This is a genomic window from uncultured Roseobacter sp. (assembly GCF_947488185.1).
Lineage (GTDB): Bacteria > Pseudomonadota > Alphaproteobacteria > Rhodobacterales > Rhodobacteraceae > Roseobacter.
The window spans coordinates 77,511-95,188 of record NZ_CANKYM010000001.1 but is presented as its reverse complement, the minus strand read 5'-3'; the positions used below and the strand labels follow the sequence as shown (position 1 = coordinate 95,188).

Annotated in this window: 17 protein-coding genes; 11 read left to right on the top strand and 6 right to left on the bottom strand. The window is 59.9% G+C overall.

Annotated features, from left to right (window positions below):
- Positions 1-565: 565 nt before the first annotated feature.
- Complete coding sequence (locus Q1A52_RS00490; RefSeq protein WP_300009476.1) at positions 566-1,633, top strand: Hint domain-containing protein; 1,068 nt, start codon at positions 566-568, stop codon at positions 1,631-1,633.
- Positions 1,634-1,639: 6 nt separating this feature from the next.
- On the opposite strand, the gene Q1A52_RS00485 is transcribed toward Q1A52_RS00490, so the two are convergent.
- Complete coding sequence (locus Q1A52_RS00485; protein ID WP_300009473.1) at positions 1,640-2,215, bottom strand: TlpA disulfide reductase family protein; 576 nt, start codon at positions 2,213-2,215, stop codon at positions 1,640-1,642.
- Between the two features lie 24 nt (positions 2,216-2,239).
- Between Q1A52_RS00485 and argH the strand changes: the two genes are divergently transcribed.
- The 6 genes from argH (at position 2,240) to Q1A52_RS00455 (ending at position 9,264) form a co-directional block, all read left to right on the top strand.
- Positions 2,240-3,652 (top strand): argininosuccinate lyase, encoded by a 1,413-nt coding sequence (gene argH, locus Q1A52_RS00480; RefSeq protein ID WP_300009470.1) that lies wholly within the window; start codon positions 2,240-2,242, stop codon positions 3,650-3,652.
- Entirely contained in the window at positions 3,649-3,822 is a 174-nt protein-coding gene (locus tag Q1A52_RS00475; RefSeq protein ID WP_299781179.1) for a hypothetical protein, read from the top strand. Before argH ends, Q1A52_RS00475 begins: the two co-directional genes overlap by 4 nt.
- Positions 3,823-3,990: 168 nt before the next feature.
- Positions 3,991-4,299 (top strand): DUF2834 domain-containing protein, encoded by a 309-nt coding sequence (locus Q1A52_RS00470; protein ID WP_300012105.1) that lies wholly within the window; start codon positions 3,991-3,993, stop codon positions 4,297-4,299.
- A 176-nt stretch (positions 4,300-4,475) separates the two neighbouring features.
- A complete protein-coding gene (locus Q1A52_RS00465; RefSeq protein WP_300009467.1) occupies positions 4,476-5,210 on the top strand; it encodes a VPLPA-CTERM sorting domain-containing protein in 735 nt (244 codons plus the stop codon).
- Positions 5,211-5,345: 135 nt separating this feature from the next.
- Positions 5,346-6,611 (top strand): diaminopimelate decarboxylase, encoded by a 1,266-nt coding sequence (gene lysA, locus Q1A52_RS00460; RefSeq protein ID WP_300009464.1) that lies wholly within the window; start codon positions 5,346-5,348, stop codon positions 6,609-6,611.
- Between the two features lie 40 nt (positions 6,612-6,651).
- Positions 6,652-9,264, top strand: coding sequence for a TIGR02302 family protein (locus Q1A52_RS00455; protein WP_300009461.1), 2,613 nt, complete (start codon positions 6,652-6,654; stop codon positions 9,262-9,264).
- Between the two features lie 9 nt (positions 9,265-9,273).
- Here the strand turns inward: Q1A52_RS00455 and Q1A52_RS00450 are convergent, their stop codons facing one another.
- On the bottom strand, positions 9,274-10,170 hold the full coding sequence (locus Q1A52_RS00450; protein WP_300009458.1) for a zinc-ribbon domain-containing protein: 897 nt from the start codon (positions 10,168-10,170) through the stop codon (positions 9,274-9,276).
- 164 nt (positions 10,171-10,334) lie between these two features.
- Here Q1A52_RS00450 and Q1A52_RS00445 point away from each other — a divergent pair, with 164 nt between their 5' ends.
- From Q1A52_RS00445 to Q1A52_RS00430, 4 genes are read left to right on the top strand one after another with little or no spacing between them, the layout of a single operon-like run.
- Positions 10,335-11,012, top strand: a complete 678-nt coding sequence (locus tag Q1A52_RS00445) for a cell division ATP-binding protein FtsE (protein WP_300009455.1) — start codon at positions 10,335-10,337, stop codon at positions 11,010-11,012.
- A complete protein-coding gene (locus Q1A52_RS00440; RefSeq protein ID WP_300009452.1) occupies positions 11,009-11,914 on the top strand; it encodes an FtsX-like permease family protein in 906 nt (301 codons plus the stop codon). The genes Q1A52_RS00445 and Q1A52_RS00440 overlap by 4 nt, the downstream gene beginning before the upstream one ends.
- The gene (locus Q1A52_RS00435; RefSeq protein ID WP_300009449.1) at positions 11,914-12,654 is read left to right on the top strand and encodes a 1-acyl-sn-glycerol-3-phosphate acyltransferase; all 741 of its coding nucleotides are present in this window, start codon (positions 11,914-11,916) and stop codon (positions 12,652-12,654) included. Before Q1A52_RS00440 ends, Q1A52_RS00435 begins: the two co-directional genes overlap by 1 nt.
- A complete protein-coding gene (locus Q1A52_RS00430) occupies positions 12,629-13,246 on the top strand; it encodes a pyridoxamine 5'-phosphate oxidase family protein (RefSeq protein WP_300009446.1) in 618 nt (205 codons plus the stop codon). The genes Q1A52_RS00435 and Q1A52_RS00430 overlap by 26 nt, the downstream gene beginning before the upstream one ends.
- Before the next feature lie 31 nt (positions 13,247-13,277).
- Here Q1A52_RS00430 and lpdA read toward each other — a convergent pair whose 3' ends face one another.
- The 4 genes from lpdA to odhB form a co-directional block, all read right to left on the bottom strand.
- Complete coding sequence (lpdA, locus tag Q1A52_RS00425; protein WP_300009441.1) at positions 13,278-14,666, bottom strand: dihydrolipoyl dehydrogenase; 1,389 nt, start codon at positions 14,664-14,666, stop codon at positions 13,278-13,280.
- A gap of 74 nt (positions 14,667-14,740) precedes the next feature.
- Complete coding sequence (locus Q1A52_RS00420; RefSeq protein WP_300009438.1) at positions 14,741-15,151, bottom strand: MAPEG family protein; 411 nt, start codon at positions 15,149-15,151, stop codon at positions 14,741-14,743.
- Positions 15,148-15,531, bottom strand: coding sequence for an MAPEG family protein (locus Q1A52_RS00415; protein WP_300009435.1), 384 nt, complete (start codon positions 15,529-15,531; stop codon positions 15,148-15,150). Before Q1A52_RS00415 ends, Q1A52_RS00420 begins: the two co-directional genes overlap by 4 nt.
- A gap of 635 nt (positions 15,532-16,166) precedes the next feature.
- On the bottom strand, positions 16,167-17,678 hold the full coding sequence (gene odhB / locus Q1A52_RS00410) for a 2-oxoglutarate dehydrogenase complex dihydrolipoyllysine-residue succinyltransferase (RefSeq protein ID WP_300009431.1): 1,512 nt from the start codon (positions 17,676-17,678) through the stop codon (positions 16,167-16,169).

Below are 17,678 nucleotides of genomic sequence, written 5' to 3'. Positions count from 1 at the left end.
CGACACACATCGATATGCGCCTATTTGTCGGCCAGAGAGAGGGGCATTAGATCACCGCGCAGTGGAATAGCGCGGCTGGGCGATCCCACCCCATTGCATGCCGCAGCAGATCGCTGTCGTCTGTGAAAAGGCATCTCAAGTACATGCACGATGTGGTGGAAGAAAACGCTCCCCCACGCGGTGATTTTAACTATTGGAATTGCAACTGCCCTTCGCTTCATCCGTTTTCTCCTGCTCTATTCCGGCGCCTTGAATGAAAGCGCCCGCATGAATTGCTCGTAGGTGAGAACGGTATGCGTGGTCGTCCGATCCAATGGGCGCGGACACTGAAATGAATGGGCTGGTTGCGCGGGACCTGTCCGTGCTTGCCACAAAATGCTGAAATGAGAGGCGTTGAGGTGGAGAATTCCCGCATTGAGAGCGGTATGTGTAATTGAACTACCTGTGGATGTTTTCAATGGAGATCGAATTGCAACACTCTGGAATCTCGTAAAAATTATTGTTCACAGGCCGTCGTCTGCTTGGTACCAAATTCGCAAGAATAAAAAGGCAGGCAGACAGGCAAATGAAAACGGGCTTTCGAGGCACGTTCGTCATCTCCTGGTCGCAAACAGAAGTCGATGGTCTAGAGGCAGCACCGGTACAATCCTTGAGTGTAGGTGCAGCCTGGGCGTGGCGGGGGGATGCGGTGCAGGTGGACGGTCCATCCAGCGTACTACGGCTGGACCGGGCAGACGGATCTCAAACATTGCGCAGGCGCGCAGCCAAGATGGTGCATAGGCTGGTTGGCGCCGCTCTGGAGGCGAACCCGGTGGATGATCCCACGCGGGATACCGATACCAGCAAGCTTGCCGATAGCAGTTTTGTCGTCACCGACGGCGCACAGAGTTACACCGTGACGGTGATCAACATCGGACGGGGCGCGCAGCCCTTGCTGATGTTTCTGGATGAACTCCCGCCACGGGGTACGGATTTGTGGATTGTGCACCACACGCTTGGGGTGAAACCGGCTTTCGGGCGTGAAGCCGATAGCGGGGGTGTCATCTGTTTCACCGAAGGTACGCGCATCACCACGCCCGCTGGTCCGCAATTGGTGGAAGATTTGCGGGTCGGTGATCACATTCTGACAAAGGACAACGGCCCGCAGCCCATAGAGTGGATCGGCAGTCGACGCATGACCGGCGCGCGGTTGTTCGCAATGCCGCGACTGCGCCCTGTACGCATACGCACGGGCGCATTGGGTGTAGAGCGGCCCGATCAGGAACTGTTGGTATCGCCGGAGCATCGGATGTTGATCACGGGTGCCGTTGCAGATGATCTGTTCAACACGCCTGAAGTCCTGGTTGCAGCCAAGGACCTGATCGACGGGCAGCTCATCTCAACTGACCTGCATGTGCGCGATGTGACCTATATCCATCTGCTGCTGCCCTCCCACAATGTGGTTTGGGCCAATGGCGTAGCGACGGAAAGCTTCCATCCGGCTAATGCCGCGTTTCATACCCTGGAAAGCTCGGACAAGGCGCGGCTGCTGGCCTGTCATCCCGATTTGGCCTTTGATCCGCATACCTACGGCGGATACGTGCGACGCAACCTCACCACATCAGAAGCGGCAATACTGCAGCACGCCGCCTGAAAAGGCCTAGCTGTCTGCAGCAAGCACCGCTGCGATCACCGCCTTGGCGCTGTCACTGGACCAGTCGGCATCACCACGGAGGCGGGCGACTTCGCGGCCTTCGCGGTCAATCAGCACGGTAATTGGCAATCCAAAGATGCCCATCTGGCTGGCCAGCGACTGGCGCGGGTCTTGATGGCGCGGCAGGTTGTCGACACCGATTTCCGCAAAGAATTTTTTGATGCCTTCGGGGGAATTCCGACCAGTTGCGATAGTGACCACCTCGAAGTCCTCGCCACCAAATTCTGCCTGCAACTCTGAGAGCTGCGGCATTTCCTTGCGGCAGGGCGCGCACCATGTGGCCCAGAAATTCAGCAGGATGTACTTGCCCTTGTAGGCCTCCAGAGTCTCTTCGCCCGCGCCATCAGCCAACTGATACGCGGCATCTGATGTCGCCTCGGGGACCTCATGAAAGACCAGTTTTTTCATATCGCCGTCGCGCAAAAGCGCAGCGTCGGCCAGATCCGCCTGCGCCATCACCGGAGCCAAGATTGCGCCTGCGCCAAGGGCCGTATAAACGAGCGCAGCAAATATTCTTTTCATTTCCCCTCCGAAGGGTTCAGACCGATGACAGACACACCCGCTTCCAGTGCCGCCAACACCTCGAACCAGATGTGGGGCGGTCGTTTTGCTGCCGGTCCGGATGCGATCATGGAGGCGATCAACGCCTCCATTGGCTTCGACAAACGTATGGCAGCACAGGACATTGCGGGCTCACGTGCGCATGCCGCGATGCTCGGGGCAACCGGCATTTTGGAAGCTAGCGATGTTGAGGCCATTCGGGAAGGCCTGCTCACAGTCTTGTCAGAAATCGAGGCCGGTACGTTTCAGTTTTCCACAGCACTTGAAGACATCCACATGAATGTCGAAGCGCGTTTGAAAGAGATCATCGGCGAACCTGCCGGGCGGTTGCACACCGGGCGCAGCCGCAACGATCAGGTGGCAACCGATTTCAAGCTTTGGGTGCGTGACCAGTTGGATGCCGCCGAAGGCGGTTTGATTGCGTTGATCACGGCGCTGCTGGCGCAGGCCGAGGCGGGCGCGGAGTGGGTCATGCCTGGTTTCACCCATTTGCAGACTGCGCAGCCGGTCACATGGGGTCACCACATGATGGCCTACGTCGAGATGTTTGGCCGCGACCTGAGCCGCATGCGGGATGCGCGGGCGCGGATGAACACCTCACCTCTGGGGGCTGCCGCGCTGGCGGGAACTTCCTTTCCGATCGACCGTGACATGACGGCAGAGGCGCTTGGGTTTGATAGCCCTGCGGCAAACTCGCTGGATGCCGTCAGTGACCGGGATTTCGCCTTGGAGTTTCTGGGAGCCGCGAGCATTTGCGCGGTTCACCTGAGCCGCTTTGCCGAAGAACTGGTGATCTGGTCCTCGGCGCAATTCCGCTTTGTGACCCTGAGTGACCGGTTTTCCACCGGCTCCTCCATCATGCCGCAAAAAAAGAACCCTGATGCCGCCGAGCTGATCCGCGCCAAGGTCGGGCGTATTTTCGGCGCCAATACTGCGCTGATGATGGTGATGAAAGGACTACCGCTGACCTATTCCAAGGACATGCAGGAAGATAAGGAGCAGGTCTTTGACGCTGCCGACAACCTGATGCTGTCGCTGGCGGCGATGACCGGCATGGTATCCGACATGACCGCCAATCGCGACAGCCTCGCTGCCGCTGCCGGATCGGGCTTTTCTACGGCAACCGATCTGGCCGATTGGCTGGTACGCGTCCTCGGCCTGCCGTTCCGCGATGCGCATCACATCACCGGCAGCCTTGTCGCCATGGCCGAAAGCAAGGGCTGCGATTTGCCGGACCTGACTCTCGACGATATGGCATCGGTACATGCCGGGATTACGGTCGAGGTCTTCGATGTGCTCGGGGTTGAAAATTCCGTCAATAGCCGTACCTCTTATGGAGGTACCGCACCGGAGCAGGTGCGTATTCAGATCGCCCGCTGGAAGGAGAAGATCGCATGACCCGCCTGACGCTTTTGTTGCTGTGTACGGCGCTTGCGGCTTGCGGGGCCGATGGCGAGCCGGTCACCCCGCAGGTTAACGGAGGTGTGACCATCAATCAAAACGGCATCTATCCCAGCGCCTCTGTTGGCGTCGGTAAAGGCCCGATCTCAGTCTGGTTAGGGCTGTGATGCGCTGGGCTGCAATTCTGGGATGTGTCTTTGCCTTGGCGGCTTGTACCGGCTCTCATAATCAAGGGGCGAAACCTGCGGCCTCGGAACCCCAAGACAACAACGCAAGCATCCGCCTCTCCGGCACGGCGATCATCGGCTATGTAAAGGACCAATAGGGTGACCCCTTTGCGCCTTGTCTGGCTTGCGCTGGCGATCTGGGGCACGATCCACCCGATGAGTTATTTCCTGCAATGGTTTAACGAAAACGGCTATGACCTGATGGCTATGGTCAATGCCTGGCACGCGAATGCGGCATCAAGCGGGTTGGTGTGGGATCTGACGATCGCAGCTGCGACCCTGACGATATGGGTGCTTTGGGAGGCCATCAGTCGCCGCCGCTGGTTGGACCTGCTGGCGATTCCGGCTACTTTTTGCATCGGCGTAAGCTGCGGCCTGCCGTTGTACCTCTTCTTGAGATCCGGGAGGGAGAGTTAATTCCCGCCTAACGTGTTGTTTAAAAGGGTTGTTTCCAAAAATACTACAAATTGTTCTCATCTTGAGGTCGCTCGACTCTGTTAATCTTTGTTAAAATGTGGCAAAAATTCGCCGAAGCTGGGTGACTGGTCAATTTTGGCCGATGTGGTTTTCGAGTGATTCTAGAGGAGTTGGGGATGAACGGATTTTTTAAGGCGGCTGCGGTCGCGGTTTTTGCAATTACGGGTGCGCAGACAGCAAATGCCGCATCCCTCGTTATGGACTTTGAAGACCTCGAAGCGAACCTTGGCAATGGTGGCGCGTGGACGTCTTATGAGTTTGCTGGTCGAACATTTGGTATCTCTTGGTCGGGTGGAAGCACCGAGGGTGCGAACATCTTTGACACGAACTGTCCTGTCGGTTCGAATGCGACGAGCGACTGTGGGAACGATGAAGACATCGTACCGGGCGGTGTGGCCGGAAGCAGTTCAAATGGCGTGAGCGGCAACGTTCTGATCCGTCAACGCGATAGCGACGCGGATGGTGATCTTGCCAATGACAGGGCCAATACGGGGTCCATCACATTCACTCTGTTGTCGGGTGGACCGCTGTCCTGGCTTGGCGCCTCTGCTATCGATGACGGGCGTTTCACTTTTTCTTCAAGCACCAGCAGCGAAGGTGACTTCGTCTTGGGTTTGATCGCCGGTCTTGCGGACAGCGAAGCGGCACAGCTTACCTTTGCGACTCAATCACCGTTTCTTCAGCAAAACGACTCCTTCTCGATCCTCTTTGAAGGGTCGGGTGCGGTTGATCGGTTGGTCTTCGATGATGGTATGACGGCGGTCCCGGTGCCCGCGGCGCTGCCGCTGATGCTTGCCGGTCTTGGTGGCTTTGGCCTGGTCGCACGCCGTCGCAAATTGCGCAAAGACTGACCCAAGGCGCTGAGCCAAAGGGAAGAGGGCGGCGGATGCCGCCCTTTTTTTGTCTCTACACGCGTTGTGCCCCGAGGTGATTGCGTAAACTGAAGCGTCTGATATGAGGCATGCTCGTTCAATAAGGGCAAAGACATGGACCACTTCCTCTACCGCGATGGTGCGCTTTATGCCGAAGATGTGCCGGTGAGCGAAATTGCAAAAGCGGTTGGCACGCCGTTCTATGTCTATTCGACAGCCACGTTATTGCGGCATTTTCATCTTTTCGATGATGCTTTGGACGGACTCGACCATCTGGTCTGCTATGCGATGAAGGCCGCCAGCAATCAGGCAATCTTGAAAACCCTTGCACAAGCCGGCGCGGGCATGGATGTCGTATCTGGCGGTGAATACAGGCGCGCCAAGGCGGCGGGTGTGCCGGGTGACCGCATCGTTTTCTCTGGCGTGGGGAAAACTGCGGCCGAAATTCGGCTGGCGCTTGAGGGCGGCATTCGCCAGTTCAACGTCGAATCCGAACCCGAGATAGAGGTGCTGAATGCAACTGCCCTTGCCATGGGCACGGTCGCGCCGATCACGATCCGGGTCAATCCGGATGTTGATGCCAAGACCCACGCCAAGATTGCGACAGGCAAATCCGAAAACAAGTTCGGCATTCCGATATCACGGGCCCGCGAGGTCTATGCGCTTGCGGCCTCGTTGCCGGGTCTAGAAGTGATCGGCATCGATGTGCACATCGGCAGCCAGTTGACCGATCTTGCACCCTTTGAGCTGGCCTATCAGAAAGTCGCCGAGCTTACCGAGGTGCTGCGTGCCGATGGGCATACCATTCGCCGCCTCGATCTGGGCGGCGGGTTGGGCATTCCCTATACGCGCGACAATCAGGCGCCGCCGCTGCCCGTGGACTATGGCGCGCTGGTCAAACGCACTCTGGGCCATCTGGGGTGCGAAATCGAGATCGAACCGGGGCGGCTGATCGCTGGAAACGCCGGGCTCATGGTGTCCGAGGTGATCTATGTGAAATCCGGTGAGGGGCGCGATTTTCTGATCATCGACGGGGCGATGAACGATCTGATCCGCCCGGCCATGTATGAGGCCTACCATGACATCATCCCGGTTGTTGAGCCCGTGCCCGGCGCCGAGCAGGCGACCTATGACATTGTCGGGCCGGTTTGCGAATCCGGGGACACCTTTGCCAAGCAGCGGAACATGCCACCAGTGGCCGCTGGCGAGCTTGTCGCCTTCCGCTCGGCGGGTGCTTATGGCGCGGTTATGAGCAGCGAATACAATTCCCGCCCCCTGATTCCCGAAGTTCTGGTGAATAAGGATCAATTTGCGGTTATTCGCCGACGTCCGACCTTTGACGAAATGATAAATCGCGATACCATTCCAGAATGGCTTTGACCCCGTATCCCCGGGATTGAAGACGAGCGGAGTGAAACCGATGGCGTCATTTTCCCGGCACGATGCGGACCGCAGCCTCAGGGCCGTGCGCTGGCCCCTTCGGCTGACCCGATTGGGCATGATCGCCGAAGCTTTCGTGCAGAGCCTCTGGCCCTTGATGACGGTGTGCCTGTTTGTGCTGGCCGCGCTCATGCTGGGCCTGCAGGACACGGTTGCTATCGAAGTCGTCTGGGGCCTGGCCGTTCTCGCCGGTGTCAGTGCGCTGACGACGCTTGGATATGCCTTCATGCGGTTCCGGCTGCCAACGCGAGAGCAAGCTATCGCGCGATTGGATGCCAGCCTGCCAGGGCGCCCATTGCAGGCCTTGCTGGATACGCAGACCATCGGGGCTGCGGACGCCGCTTCAACCGCTGTCTGGCGGGCGCATCAGGCGCGCATGGCCGCCCGCGCCGCCGAAGCCGAGCCGGTGCCCGCCGATCTGCGCGTAGCCTCCCGCGATCCTTACGCGCTGCGCTATCTCGCGGTTTTGCTTTTTGGGATCGCCCTGCTCTTTGGCTCCATCTGGCGGGTGGGATCGGTCGCGGATATGACGCCCGGCGGCGGCGGGCTTGCCGCTGGTCCGGTCTGGGAAGGCTGGGCGGAAAGTCCCAGATACACCGGTCGGCCAACGATCTACCTCAATGATATTCCAGAAGGCGCGCTCCGTGTGCCTGTTGGCAGTCTGATCACCCTGCGCCTCTACGGTGAGGTCGGCGCCCTGACCCTGTCTGAAACCGTCTCCGGCCGGACAGAGGTGCCACCGGCGTCCGATCCGGCGCAGGATTTCACCGTGGTGCAGGACGGCACGGTCGCGATCAACGGCCCCGGTGGGCGCAGCTGGCAAGTTGAAGTCATCCCGGACAGCCCGCCTCAGATTGCCGTGCTGGAGGATCCTTCCGCCTCTGCTCTTGGAGAAACGACACTGCCGTTCGAGGCCCGCGACGATTACGGGGTAGAGGCCGGCGAGGCACGGTTCACACTCGATCTTGCCGCTGTCACTCGCCATCATGGCCTGAGCATCGCGCCCGAGACACGCCCCGATCTGATCGTGCCCTTGCCCACTCCCATAGCCGGGGACCGCCGTGCGTTCGAAGAAAACCTGATTGAGGACTTCTCGGAGCACCCATGGGCCAATCTGCCGGTGTTCGTGCGCCTGTCCGCGCTGGATGGCGCCGAACAGACCTATGAAACCGAGCCACGTGCGATGGTGCTGCCCGGTCGGCGTTTCTTTGATCCGGTCGCGGCTGCGGTGATCGAACAGCGCCGCGATCTGCTCTGGTCGCGCGAGAACAACAAGCGGATTAGCCAGATCCTGCGCGCTGCGGCCTATCTGCCGGAGGAATTGTTCCGCAAGCAGACCGATGCGTTGCGGCTGCGCAAGGTCATTCGCCAGTTGGAGACCTTTGCCAAGTATGGGCTCAGCAATGAAATGCAGGAGGATCTCGCACAGGAGATGTGGGATCTGGCGATCATCCTCGAAGAAGGTGATCTTGCCGATGCAGCGGAACGCATGCGCCGGGCGCAGGAACGGCTGAACGAGGCGATCCGCAATGGCGCGTCGGATGAGGAGATTGCGGAACTGATGCAGGAGTTGCGCCGCGCCACGGATGATTATCTGCAGCAAATGATGCGGCAGGCGGAGCGCCAACGTCAGCAAAACGACGAAAACGGCGGCCCGCAAAACGAAAACAGCATGACCATGACGCAGGATGACCTGCAGCGCATGATGGACCGTATTCAGGAACTGATGGAGCAGGGCCGCATGGCCGAGGCGCAGCAGGCGCTGCAAGAGCTTCAGCAGATGATGGAGAACATGCGCGTCACCCAAGGCCAGCAAGGGCAGGGCGGGCAGAGCCCCGGCGAGCAGGCGATGGAAGGCCTGTCCGAGACACTGCGCGAACAACAAGGTCTGTCCGATCAGGCCTTCCGCGATCTGCAGGAGCAATTCAACCCCGGTGCCCAGGCAGGCGAGAGCCAGGGCAACGAGGGGCGCAACGGCGGGCAGGGCCGTGGGCAGAGCCACGAGGGCCAGTCTGGTCAGGGCGAGGGTGGCGGAGAGCAACAGGGTCAACCGCAGGAACGCGGTGATGGATCCGCAGGCGATCCGCGACCGGGCAGCGAAGGTTCAATTGCCGACCGTCAGCAGGCCTTGCGCGATGAGTTGCGCCGCCAGCAGGGCAATCTGCCGGGTGCGGGTACGCCGGAAGGCGATGCGGCGCGCGATGCGCTGGACCGGGCCGGACGTGCGATGGAAGGGGCCGAGGACGCTCTGCGCGACAATGATCTGGCCGAGGCAATCGACAATCAGGGCCAGGCGATGGAAGCGCTGCGTGAAGGTATGCGCGCGCTTGGCGACATGATGGCGCAACAGCAACAGAACCAACAGCCGGGGCAAGGTACACAGCAGTCTGACCGCAGGGCAGACAACCGCGACCCGCTGGGGCGCGAATCTGGAAATTCCGGTGCGGATGGCGATACCGGGCCGCTTGCGCTGAACGATGATGCCTATGGTCGCGCGCGGGAGCTTCTGGATGAAATCCGTCGCCGGTCAGGTGAAACCGCACGTCCCGAAGAAGAACGCAACTATCTCAAGCGTCTTTTAGACCGATTCTAGGGCCACTTACTACTGCCCGCTGGAAGCAGCGGTAGCATCCAGCCATCCCAACACAGCCTCGACCTTGGTGTCGAGCCACATCCGCCATTGATCCACGATCCCGACGTAAGCGCTGAGCCACGGATCGGCTTGTGGCACAGCTTCGGCCAGTTGCGGTGCGAAAACATAAAGCAAGGCGAGAACGGCGGCCAAGAGCACCATCAAGACGAAACCACGCCCAAAGCTGCGTTTTTCACGGGCTTCGACCTGGGCTGTTTGCCCGGGGTCGTCGCCCGGCGATCTTTCATTGTTGGATCGTAGCGTCGAATTTATTTCTTCGATATCAGGTAGCAGGTCCCGACGAGAGCCGGAGACGGCGGTGGCCTCTACCACCGGCAGCGATGGCGGCTCGCCCCGCATGCGTGCCATCCGGTCGCGGGTTTCACGCGCGCGCTTGCGCGCTTCGTCACTGCCATCGGCATCCGTCAGCCCAAGATCAGGCTGACTCTCTACACCTCCGGCTGTTTCATTTGACCGCGCTTTCTTCTCGAGTTCGGCTTCTTCTCGCAGAACGTCTGCCACCGCAGGGTCCAATGGTTTGCGCGTCGGGGATGGCGGTATCTCGTCGAACTCCGCCTCAGGTTTGGACTCTGATGATGGTGGGTTGTACTCTGAAGAGGTAACTTCCTCGGGCGCTGGTTCCGGCTCTGGCTCAGGTTCCGGGGCGTTGTCTTCTTCAGGGAAGACAACTTCTTCATCTTCCTCGGCTGTCTTACTCAGCGCTTCCTGTTCTTCCTGCTCTGCGTCCGGATGCGCCTGAAACCATGTCTGGCCACAGTTCGAGCACTGCACGTCCCGCCCGTCCGGCGGCATTACGTCATCGGGCACTTCGTATTGCGCATCGCAATTCGGACAGATCAAGCGCATGTCAGGTCCTGCTTCATGGTTACCCCGCTTCGTTTATTGTTTTTCTGCACCATATTGACATCCCGGTCGTGCGAAAAGTGTTAACTGTGCACAAAGCTTGCAAGTGATGCATTGAAACCAGACCGCCACTGGGGCACAAAAGCGCAACAAAAAACGGGGGCCGCGTGCTTGAGCTGGAAAATGTCGCCTACAGCTATGGGGGCGGTGCGCTTTTATCTGAGATTTCACTCAAGCTTGCGCCGGGTTCGTTTCACTTTCTGACCGGACCCTCCGGTGCGGGCAAGACCACCTTGCTCAAGCTGTGTTACGGCGCGTTGTTGCCGACCTCCGGCGATGTCACGCTGTTCGGCGATGATGTCTCCCGGCTGGAGCGGGATGACATAGCGCTGTTGCGCCGGCGCATGGGGGTCGTGCATCAGGATTGCCGATTTCTGGATCATCTGACGGTTTCGGAAAACATCGCATTACCGCTTACTGTTTCCGGGCGCCCCACGAGCGCCGGGCAGGATGATCTGACTGAACTCATGGCCTGGGTCGGGCTGACCCACCGTGCCGATGCGGTGCCGCCGGAGTTGTCAGGGGGGGAGCGTCAGCGCGCCGCCCTTGCCCGTGCAGTGATCATGTCGCCGGATGTCGTCTTGGCTGATGAACCCACTGGTAACGTGGACTGGGAGATGTCGCAGAGGCTGCTGCGCCTTTTGGTCGAACTCAACAAGATGGGCAAAACTGTGCTGATTGCCACCCACGATCTCAGCTTGATCCGGGCCGCCAAAAGCCAGATCCAAGCGCGGGTTCTGCGCATAGCAAACGGTCGTGTTCAGCTCGCTGGCGCGGATCTGTGAGGGTGACCCGCATCGCTCTCAAACGCCTCGTTCTTGGTGACAAGCAGGCCGACCGCGTGGTGCCGCCCTCTGGTTTCACGGCGCAGTTGACGATTTTTGCCGCTGCCGCGATGGCTTTTCTGGCTGTTTTTGCCATGGCACTCTCGCTGGCATCCGGTCGCCTTGCGGCCCGGTGGGGAGATGAGCTTGCGCGGTCCTCGACCATTCGGATCGTGGCGCCGCTGGACCAACGGCCGGTCCAGACCGAGGCAGCCCTGCGCATTCTCGAAACCACCGCGGGTGTGGCCTATGCTCGCGCCCTGGACGATGCCGAACAACAGGCGTTGCTGGCGCCCTGGTTTGGCGCAGAGCTGGACTTGCAGGCGCTCCCGGTTCCCCAGTTGATCGAGGTGATCGAAGAAGACAGCGGCTTTGACGCGGCCGGGTTGCGGTTGCGGTTGGCGGCGGAGGTGCCAGGCGCTGTTCTCGATGACCACAGCAGGTGGCGTGCACCTCTGGTGGCTGCTGCAAACAGACTGCGCCTCCTGGGCTGGATTTCCGCCGTGCTTCTGGGCGCCAGCGTGGCGGTCATGGTGACGTTGGCCGCGAACACTGCGTTGGCTGCAAATGCGCAAGTCATTGCGGTCTTGCGTCTGGTGGGGGCCACGGATCGCTACATTGCACAAGCCTTCATTCGCCGCTTTACCCTTCGGGCCTTCGGGGGTGCGATCATTGGCACCGTCCTTGCCATGGGGGCGGTTTCCCTACTGCCCAAAGCTTCTGATACAGCCGGATTCCTCACAGGCCTCGGGTTTCAGGGCTGGCATTGGTTTTTGCCCTTCCTGATCCCCCTGCTTTCAGCCTTCGTGGCCTTTGTTGCGACGGGAACCGCAGCAAACCGTGCTTTGAAAAGGTTGGCCTGATGATCCAATGTATTCGATCGGTCATTTTCATCACCCAAATGTACATCGCCATGCCCATCATCGGTCTGGGGTTCGCACCCTGGGCCATGTTCAGCCGCCGGGGGGCGTATGCGGCGTGTAAAACCTACTCGCGTTATGTGTTTTGGACTGCCAGTTGGATGGTCGGTATGCGCTGCGAAGTCCGGGGCACCGTTCCGCAGGGGGAAGCGCTGATCGCGGCCAAGCATCAGTCGTTTCTGGACATCATGATGATCTTCACAGCACTACCCGCGGCCAAGTTCATCATGAAGAAGGAAATCCTGATGACGCCCATTATCGGGCAATACGCAAGGCGGTTGGGATGCGTTGCCGTGGATCGGGGTAAGCGCGGCGCCGCGATTGAAAAGATGGTGTCGGACGTGAATGCGGGCCGTGCGGAGGCCGGGCAACTGATCATCTATTCACAGGGCACCCGCGTCGCGCCAGGCGCTAAGTTGCCCTACAAGGTCGGCACTGCCGTGCTCTACGAGCAACTGGGCCAGCCCTGCGTGCCCGTTGCAACGAACGTGGGCGTGCTGTGGCCGAAAAGAGGGATGCTGCGAAAACCCGGCGTTGCAGTGGTGGAATTCCTGCCTGTGATAGAGCCGGGGCAAACCCGCGACGCCTTCATGACAACACTTGAAACCATGGTGGAAGAAAAGTCGGATGCCTTGATGGCGGAAGCGGGGTTCACATATGACGGAAACAGTCACACGGATTGAAACGCTTGAGGCGCTGTTGGCGCTTTACGGCACACCGGGCGCGGCATCCCTGCGCAAGGTCGCACATGTCATGACGCCGCTCTACCGAAAATGGATCATGTCCTCAAAGCTCTGCGTACTCAGCACCGTAGGCCCGGAGGGGACAGATGGCAGCCCTCGGGGAGATGACGGACCCGTGGTACAGGAGATTGATCCGAGCACACTGGCCCTGCCGGACTGGCGCGGCAACAACCGCCTGGATTCACTGCGTAACATTGTTGCGGATGGCCGTGTTTCGCTGATGTTCATCGTTCCGGGATCAAACAATGTGGTTCGGATCAATGGCCGTGCATACCTGACTGCAGATAGGGACATGCGGGAACGTTTTGAAAATGACCGCAGACTGCCCACGACAGTCATCATAGTTGAGATCAAAGAAATGTACACGCAATGCGCTCGTGCATTGATGCGTGCCGCTGTGTGGGAAACGAAAGCTGCGGCGCCCGACTTACCAACGGTCGGGCAGATACTTGCCGAAGTGTCAAATGGCGAGGAGGGGGGAGCACCCTATGATGCAGCTTGGGGCACACGCGCCGCCAAAACGATGTGGTGAGCCAGAAGGTGGGCTTCAGGCCACCTCTTCGTCACATATGAATTGGACCGTCGCCACAAGCCAATGCAGCTTCGCGCACTGCTTCCGAGTAGGTTGGGTGCGCGTGGCAGGTCATTGCCAGATCTTCGGCGGACGCGCCGAACTCCATGGCAACGCAAATCTCGTGGATCAGATCGCCCGCCGCCGGACCGATGATATGGGCCCCCAGAATGCGGTCCGTGTCTTTGTCCGCCAGGATTTTCACAAAACCATCCCCGGCAAAATTCGCCTTGGCGCGCCCGTTCCCCATGAAGGAGAATTTGCCGACTTTGTAGTTGCGCCCTTGCTCTTTCAGCTCCTCTTCGGTTGCGCCGACATTGGCGACCTCAGGATGTGTGTAGATGACACCGGGGATCACGCCATAGTTAACATGTCCATGTTTACCAGCTACTTGTTCGGCTGCCGCCATGCCCTCGTCCTCGGCCTTGTGGGCCAGCATTGGCCCCTCGATCACGTCGCCAATGGCGTAGATGCCGGGCACGTTGGTTTCCCACTTTCCGTTTACCGCGATCTGGCCGCGCTCTGTCATTTTGACGCCGACCGCATCGAGGCCAAGCCCCTCGGTGTAAGGTTTGCGGCCGGTTGCGACCAGAACAACGTCGGCATCGATCACGTGTTCGCTGTCATCCTTGCGCAGTTTGTAGGTCACCTTCGCCTTGGTTTTCGATGCGTCGGTCTTTTGCACGGCAGCGCCCATAACGAAGATCAGCCCCTGCTTTTTCAAGGTGCGCTGGAAGGTCTTCTGGATTTCGGCATCCATCCCCGGCGTGACGACATCCAGGAATTCCACCACCGTTACCTCCGAGCCCAACCGAGCATAGACCGACCCAAGCTCCAGGCCGATCACGCCCGCACCGATCACCACCATCTTCTTTGGCACCTTGCCAAGCTCCAGCGCGCCGGTCGATGTCACCACGACCTTTTCGTCCACTTCGACGCCGGGCAGAGATGCGGGTTCGGACCCGGATGCGATGATGATATTCTTGGCACCATGGACATCATCCTCGACTTTGACCTTGCCCGCTTCTGGGATCGAGCCCCACCCCTTCAACCAGTCGATCTTGTTCTTCTTGAACAGAAATTCGATGCCGCTGGTATTCTGCCCGATGGTTTTTTCCTTGTAGGCGAGCATCTGCTTCCAGTCGACCGATGGGCTCTTGCCCTTGAGGCCCATGGCCGCGAAATTATGCTCGGCCTCATGCAGCATATGGCTCGCGTGCAGCAGCGCTTTCGACGGGATACAGCCCACGTTCAGGCAGGTGCCGCCCAGCGTCTCGCGCCCCTCGACACAGGCCACTTTCAGCCCCAGCTGTGCGCATCGGATGGCGCAGACATAGCCGCCGGGGCCGGAGCCGATGATGATCACGTCGTAGTTGGCCATGGGTCAGATCCTTCAGAATGTAACGTCTGTATCACGTCGGTTTTTGCAAAATGGTCCCGCCATAGTTGCCCCGCCTAGACCAAAGCTGCAAGCAGCATCAGAATGGTCGCCCCGAAGCCCACGAACCAGATCAGTGAGCGCCAGGGCACCCAACCGAAGGCATAGGCCGGGACGTAGAGGATGCGGGCGCCCAGATAAACCCAGGCACAGGTCTGGGTGAGGGGTGAGGATTGCGCGCCTAGCGTTACCACCAGAACGGCGATGGTGAAGAGGATCAGCGCTTCGAAATGGTTGGTGAGCGCGCGGTAGAGCCGGGCGGTGCGGGGCGAAAGCTTGTCGACGAGGTCGCCGCCCATCCGGTCGCGGTCGCGCGGGCTGAGGGTCTGGCCGGGGGCCAGTTCCAGATTGGCGGGCACGGCCATCAGGACGAATTGCACGGCCTGCAACAGCGCCGCGAGCGCCAGAACGGTGAGCTCGGTCGTCACAGTGCCAGCAGGTAGAGCGCGATGGTCGCCACGATGCCAACCGTCCACGCGAGACTGCGCAGGCCGACGATGCCGAAGGCGTAGGAGGGCAGGTAGACGAGGCGCGCGATCAGAAAGGCCTGTGCCGCGAGCAGCGTTTCATTGGTACTGCTTTCGGTCACGACGATCAGCAGGACGGCGGGGGCAAAAAGCGCCATGGCGGTGACGGAGTTGCTCAGCGCGCGTTCCAGCCGCGAGGCGATGCCGGAAACGGTGCGCCCTTCATCCCGACTGCCGAGCAAGTAGCCCATGCCGAGCTGCGTCAGGGCTCCGGTGGCCTGCAGGATCAGGGTCAGGATGACCAGAAGGCCGTAGAGGGCGAGAATTTGGATTTCGGTCATGTCTAGCTGCTCTTTTGTTAAATTGTGTTTCCTCGACGCGGAATGCGTGTGGTTGCGGGACAGATGGAGCTTCGTGAATTACTTGTCCGGTGGTTGGATCGCAGGCCTCTTGTCACTTTCCACGTCCACTGCTTTGGCGGTTTGAGCCAGTGTTAGCATGTGTAAGCCAACGGTTGGATTCACTAAAGCCCGCGCTGCACCTACCATTAGTACCAAAAAGAAGCCCCCACCGGATAGGGCGATTACCAATCGAGCCAGCGTGGGATCCAAATAGTTCCAACTCTCCGCGGCGTAAGCGGCTGCACAGAACAATCCGAAAAACTGTACGGAGCGGACAGACCGGTCTCTCTTGGGGCGCACAAATGCCGCGAGCCATACTGGTTTCGAGAACCAATACGCAATGCAGAAAGAGACGACCAGGAATAGCCCCGAAAACACTGATGTGATGCCTGCAGCAAAAGCCCAGCCAGGAATAGTGGCGCCGACTACCAGCAAGAAACCAAACAGAAAGAGAAGACCGCGCCAAGCGTAGTAAATGCGCGCCCTCTTCCACTTGTCGGACTGCACGAGCCGGCCATGTCTTCTTTGGCGTTTGGAAAGGCCTGCCATTGTGGTTAAACCACTCAGTTTTATGGTTACAAATCCATCAACAAACGCCGCGGATCCTCCAGCGCCTCTTTCACGCGCACGAGGAAGGTCACAGCACCCTTTCCGTCCACAATCCGGTGGTCATAGGACAGCGCCAGATACATCATCGGGCGGATCACGATCTCGCCGTTCACGACCATCGGGCGGTCCTGGATCTTGTGCATGCCGAGGATGCCCGACTGCGGCGGGTTCAGGATCGGCGAGGACATCAGCGAGCCGTAAACCCCGCCGTTGGAGATCGTGAAGGTGCCGCCCTGCATCTCCGCCATGGAAAGCTTGCCGTCCCGCGCCCGCGCGCCTTTTTCGGCAATCGCCTGCTCGATGGCATGGAAGCTCATCGCATCGGCGTCGCGAATGACTGGCACCACAAGGCCAGTCGGCGTGCCAGCCGCGATGCCCATGTGCACGAACTTCTTGTAGACGATGTCCGTCCCGTCGATTTCGGCATTGACCTCGGGCACCTCTTTCAGCGCGTGGCAGCAGGCCTTGGTGAAGAAAGACATGAAGCCGAGCTTGACCCCGTGCTTTTTCAGGAACAGGTCTTTGTACTCATTGCGCAACGCCATGACCTCGGTCATGTCCACCTCGTTGTAGGTGGTGAGCATGGCCGCGGTATTCTGGCTGTCTTTCAGGCGCTTGGCGATGGTCTGGCGCAGGCGCGTCATCTTCACCCGTTCCTCGCGGGCGGCATCATCCGCAGCCACAGGCGCACGTGGCGCGGCTGCAGCAGAAGTAGGTGCGGTGCTGGCCGCGGCAATCGCGGCGGTCACGTCTTCTTTCATTACCCGCCCGTCGCGGCCAGATCCGGTGACCTGATCGCGGCTCAGCCCCGCTTCGGCCATCGCTTTCTTGGCTGAAGGCGCGTCTTCCACGTCCTTGCCGTCGCTAGCAGGTGCTGCTGCGGCAGCGGTGGGGGTCGGAGCCTGGGTGGTCGGCGCTGACGCGCCTTCGCCTTGAGTCATCACGGCCAGTTTCGCACTCGCGTCCACCGTGGTGCCTTCGGGCGCCAGAATCTCGGTCAGTGTTCCGGCAGCGGGGGCGGGCACTTCTACGGAAACCTTGTCAGTTTCCAACTCGCACAACATCTCGTCGGCTGCCACGGTGTCCCCAACCGCCTTGAACCACGTGCTGACGGTCGCTTCGGTCACGCTTTCACCAAGCGTTGGTACCATCACGTCGACGGTGCCGCCCGTGGCTGCGGGCGCGTCAGCGATCGCAGCCGGCGCAGCGGCGGGAGCAGCGCTCCCGGCACCTGCGCCTTCTCCCTCAGAAATGGAGGCAAGCAGCGCGTCCACGCCAACGGTTTCCCCTTCTGCGGCGACAATCTCGGCCAGCGTGCCTGCGGTGGGTGAAGGCACCTCCACCGTCACTTTGTCGGTTTCCAGCTCGCAGAGCATTTCATCGACGGCGACACTATCGCCGGGTTTCTTGAACCATGTGGCCACGGTGGCCTCTGTTACGGATTCGCCCAGCGTGGGGACGCGAACTTCGGTGGTCAT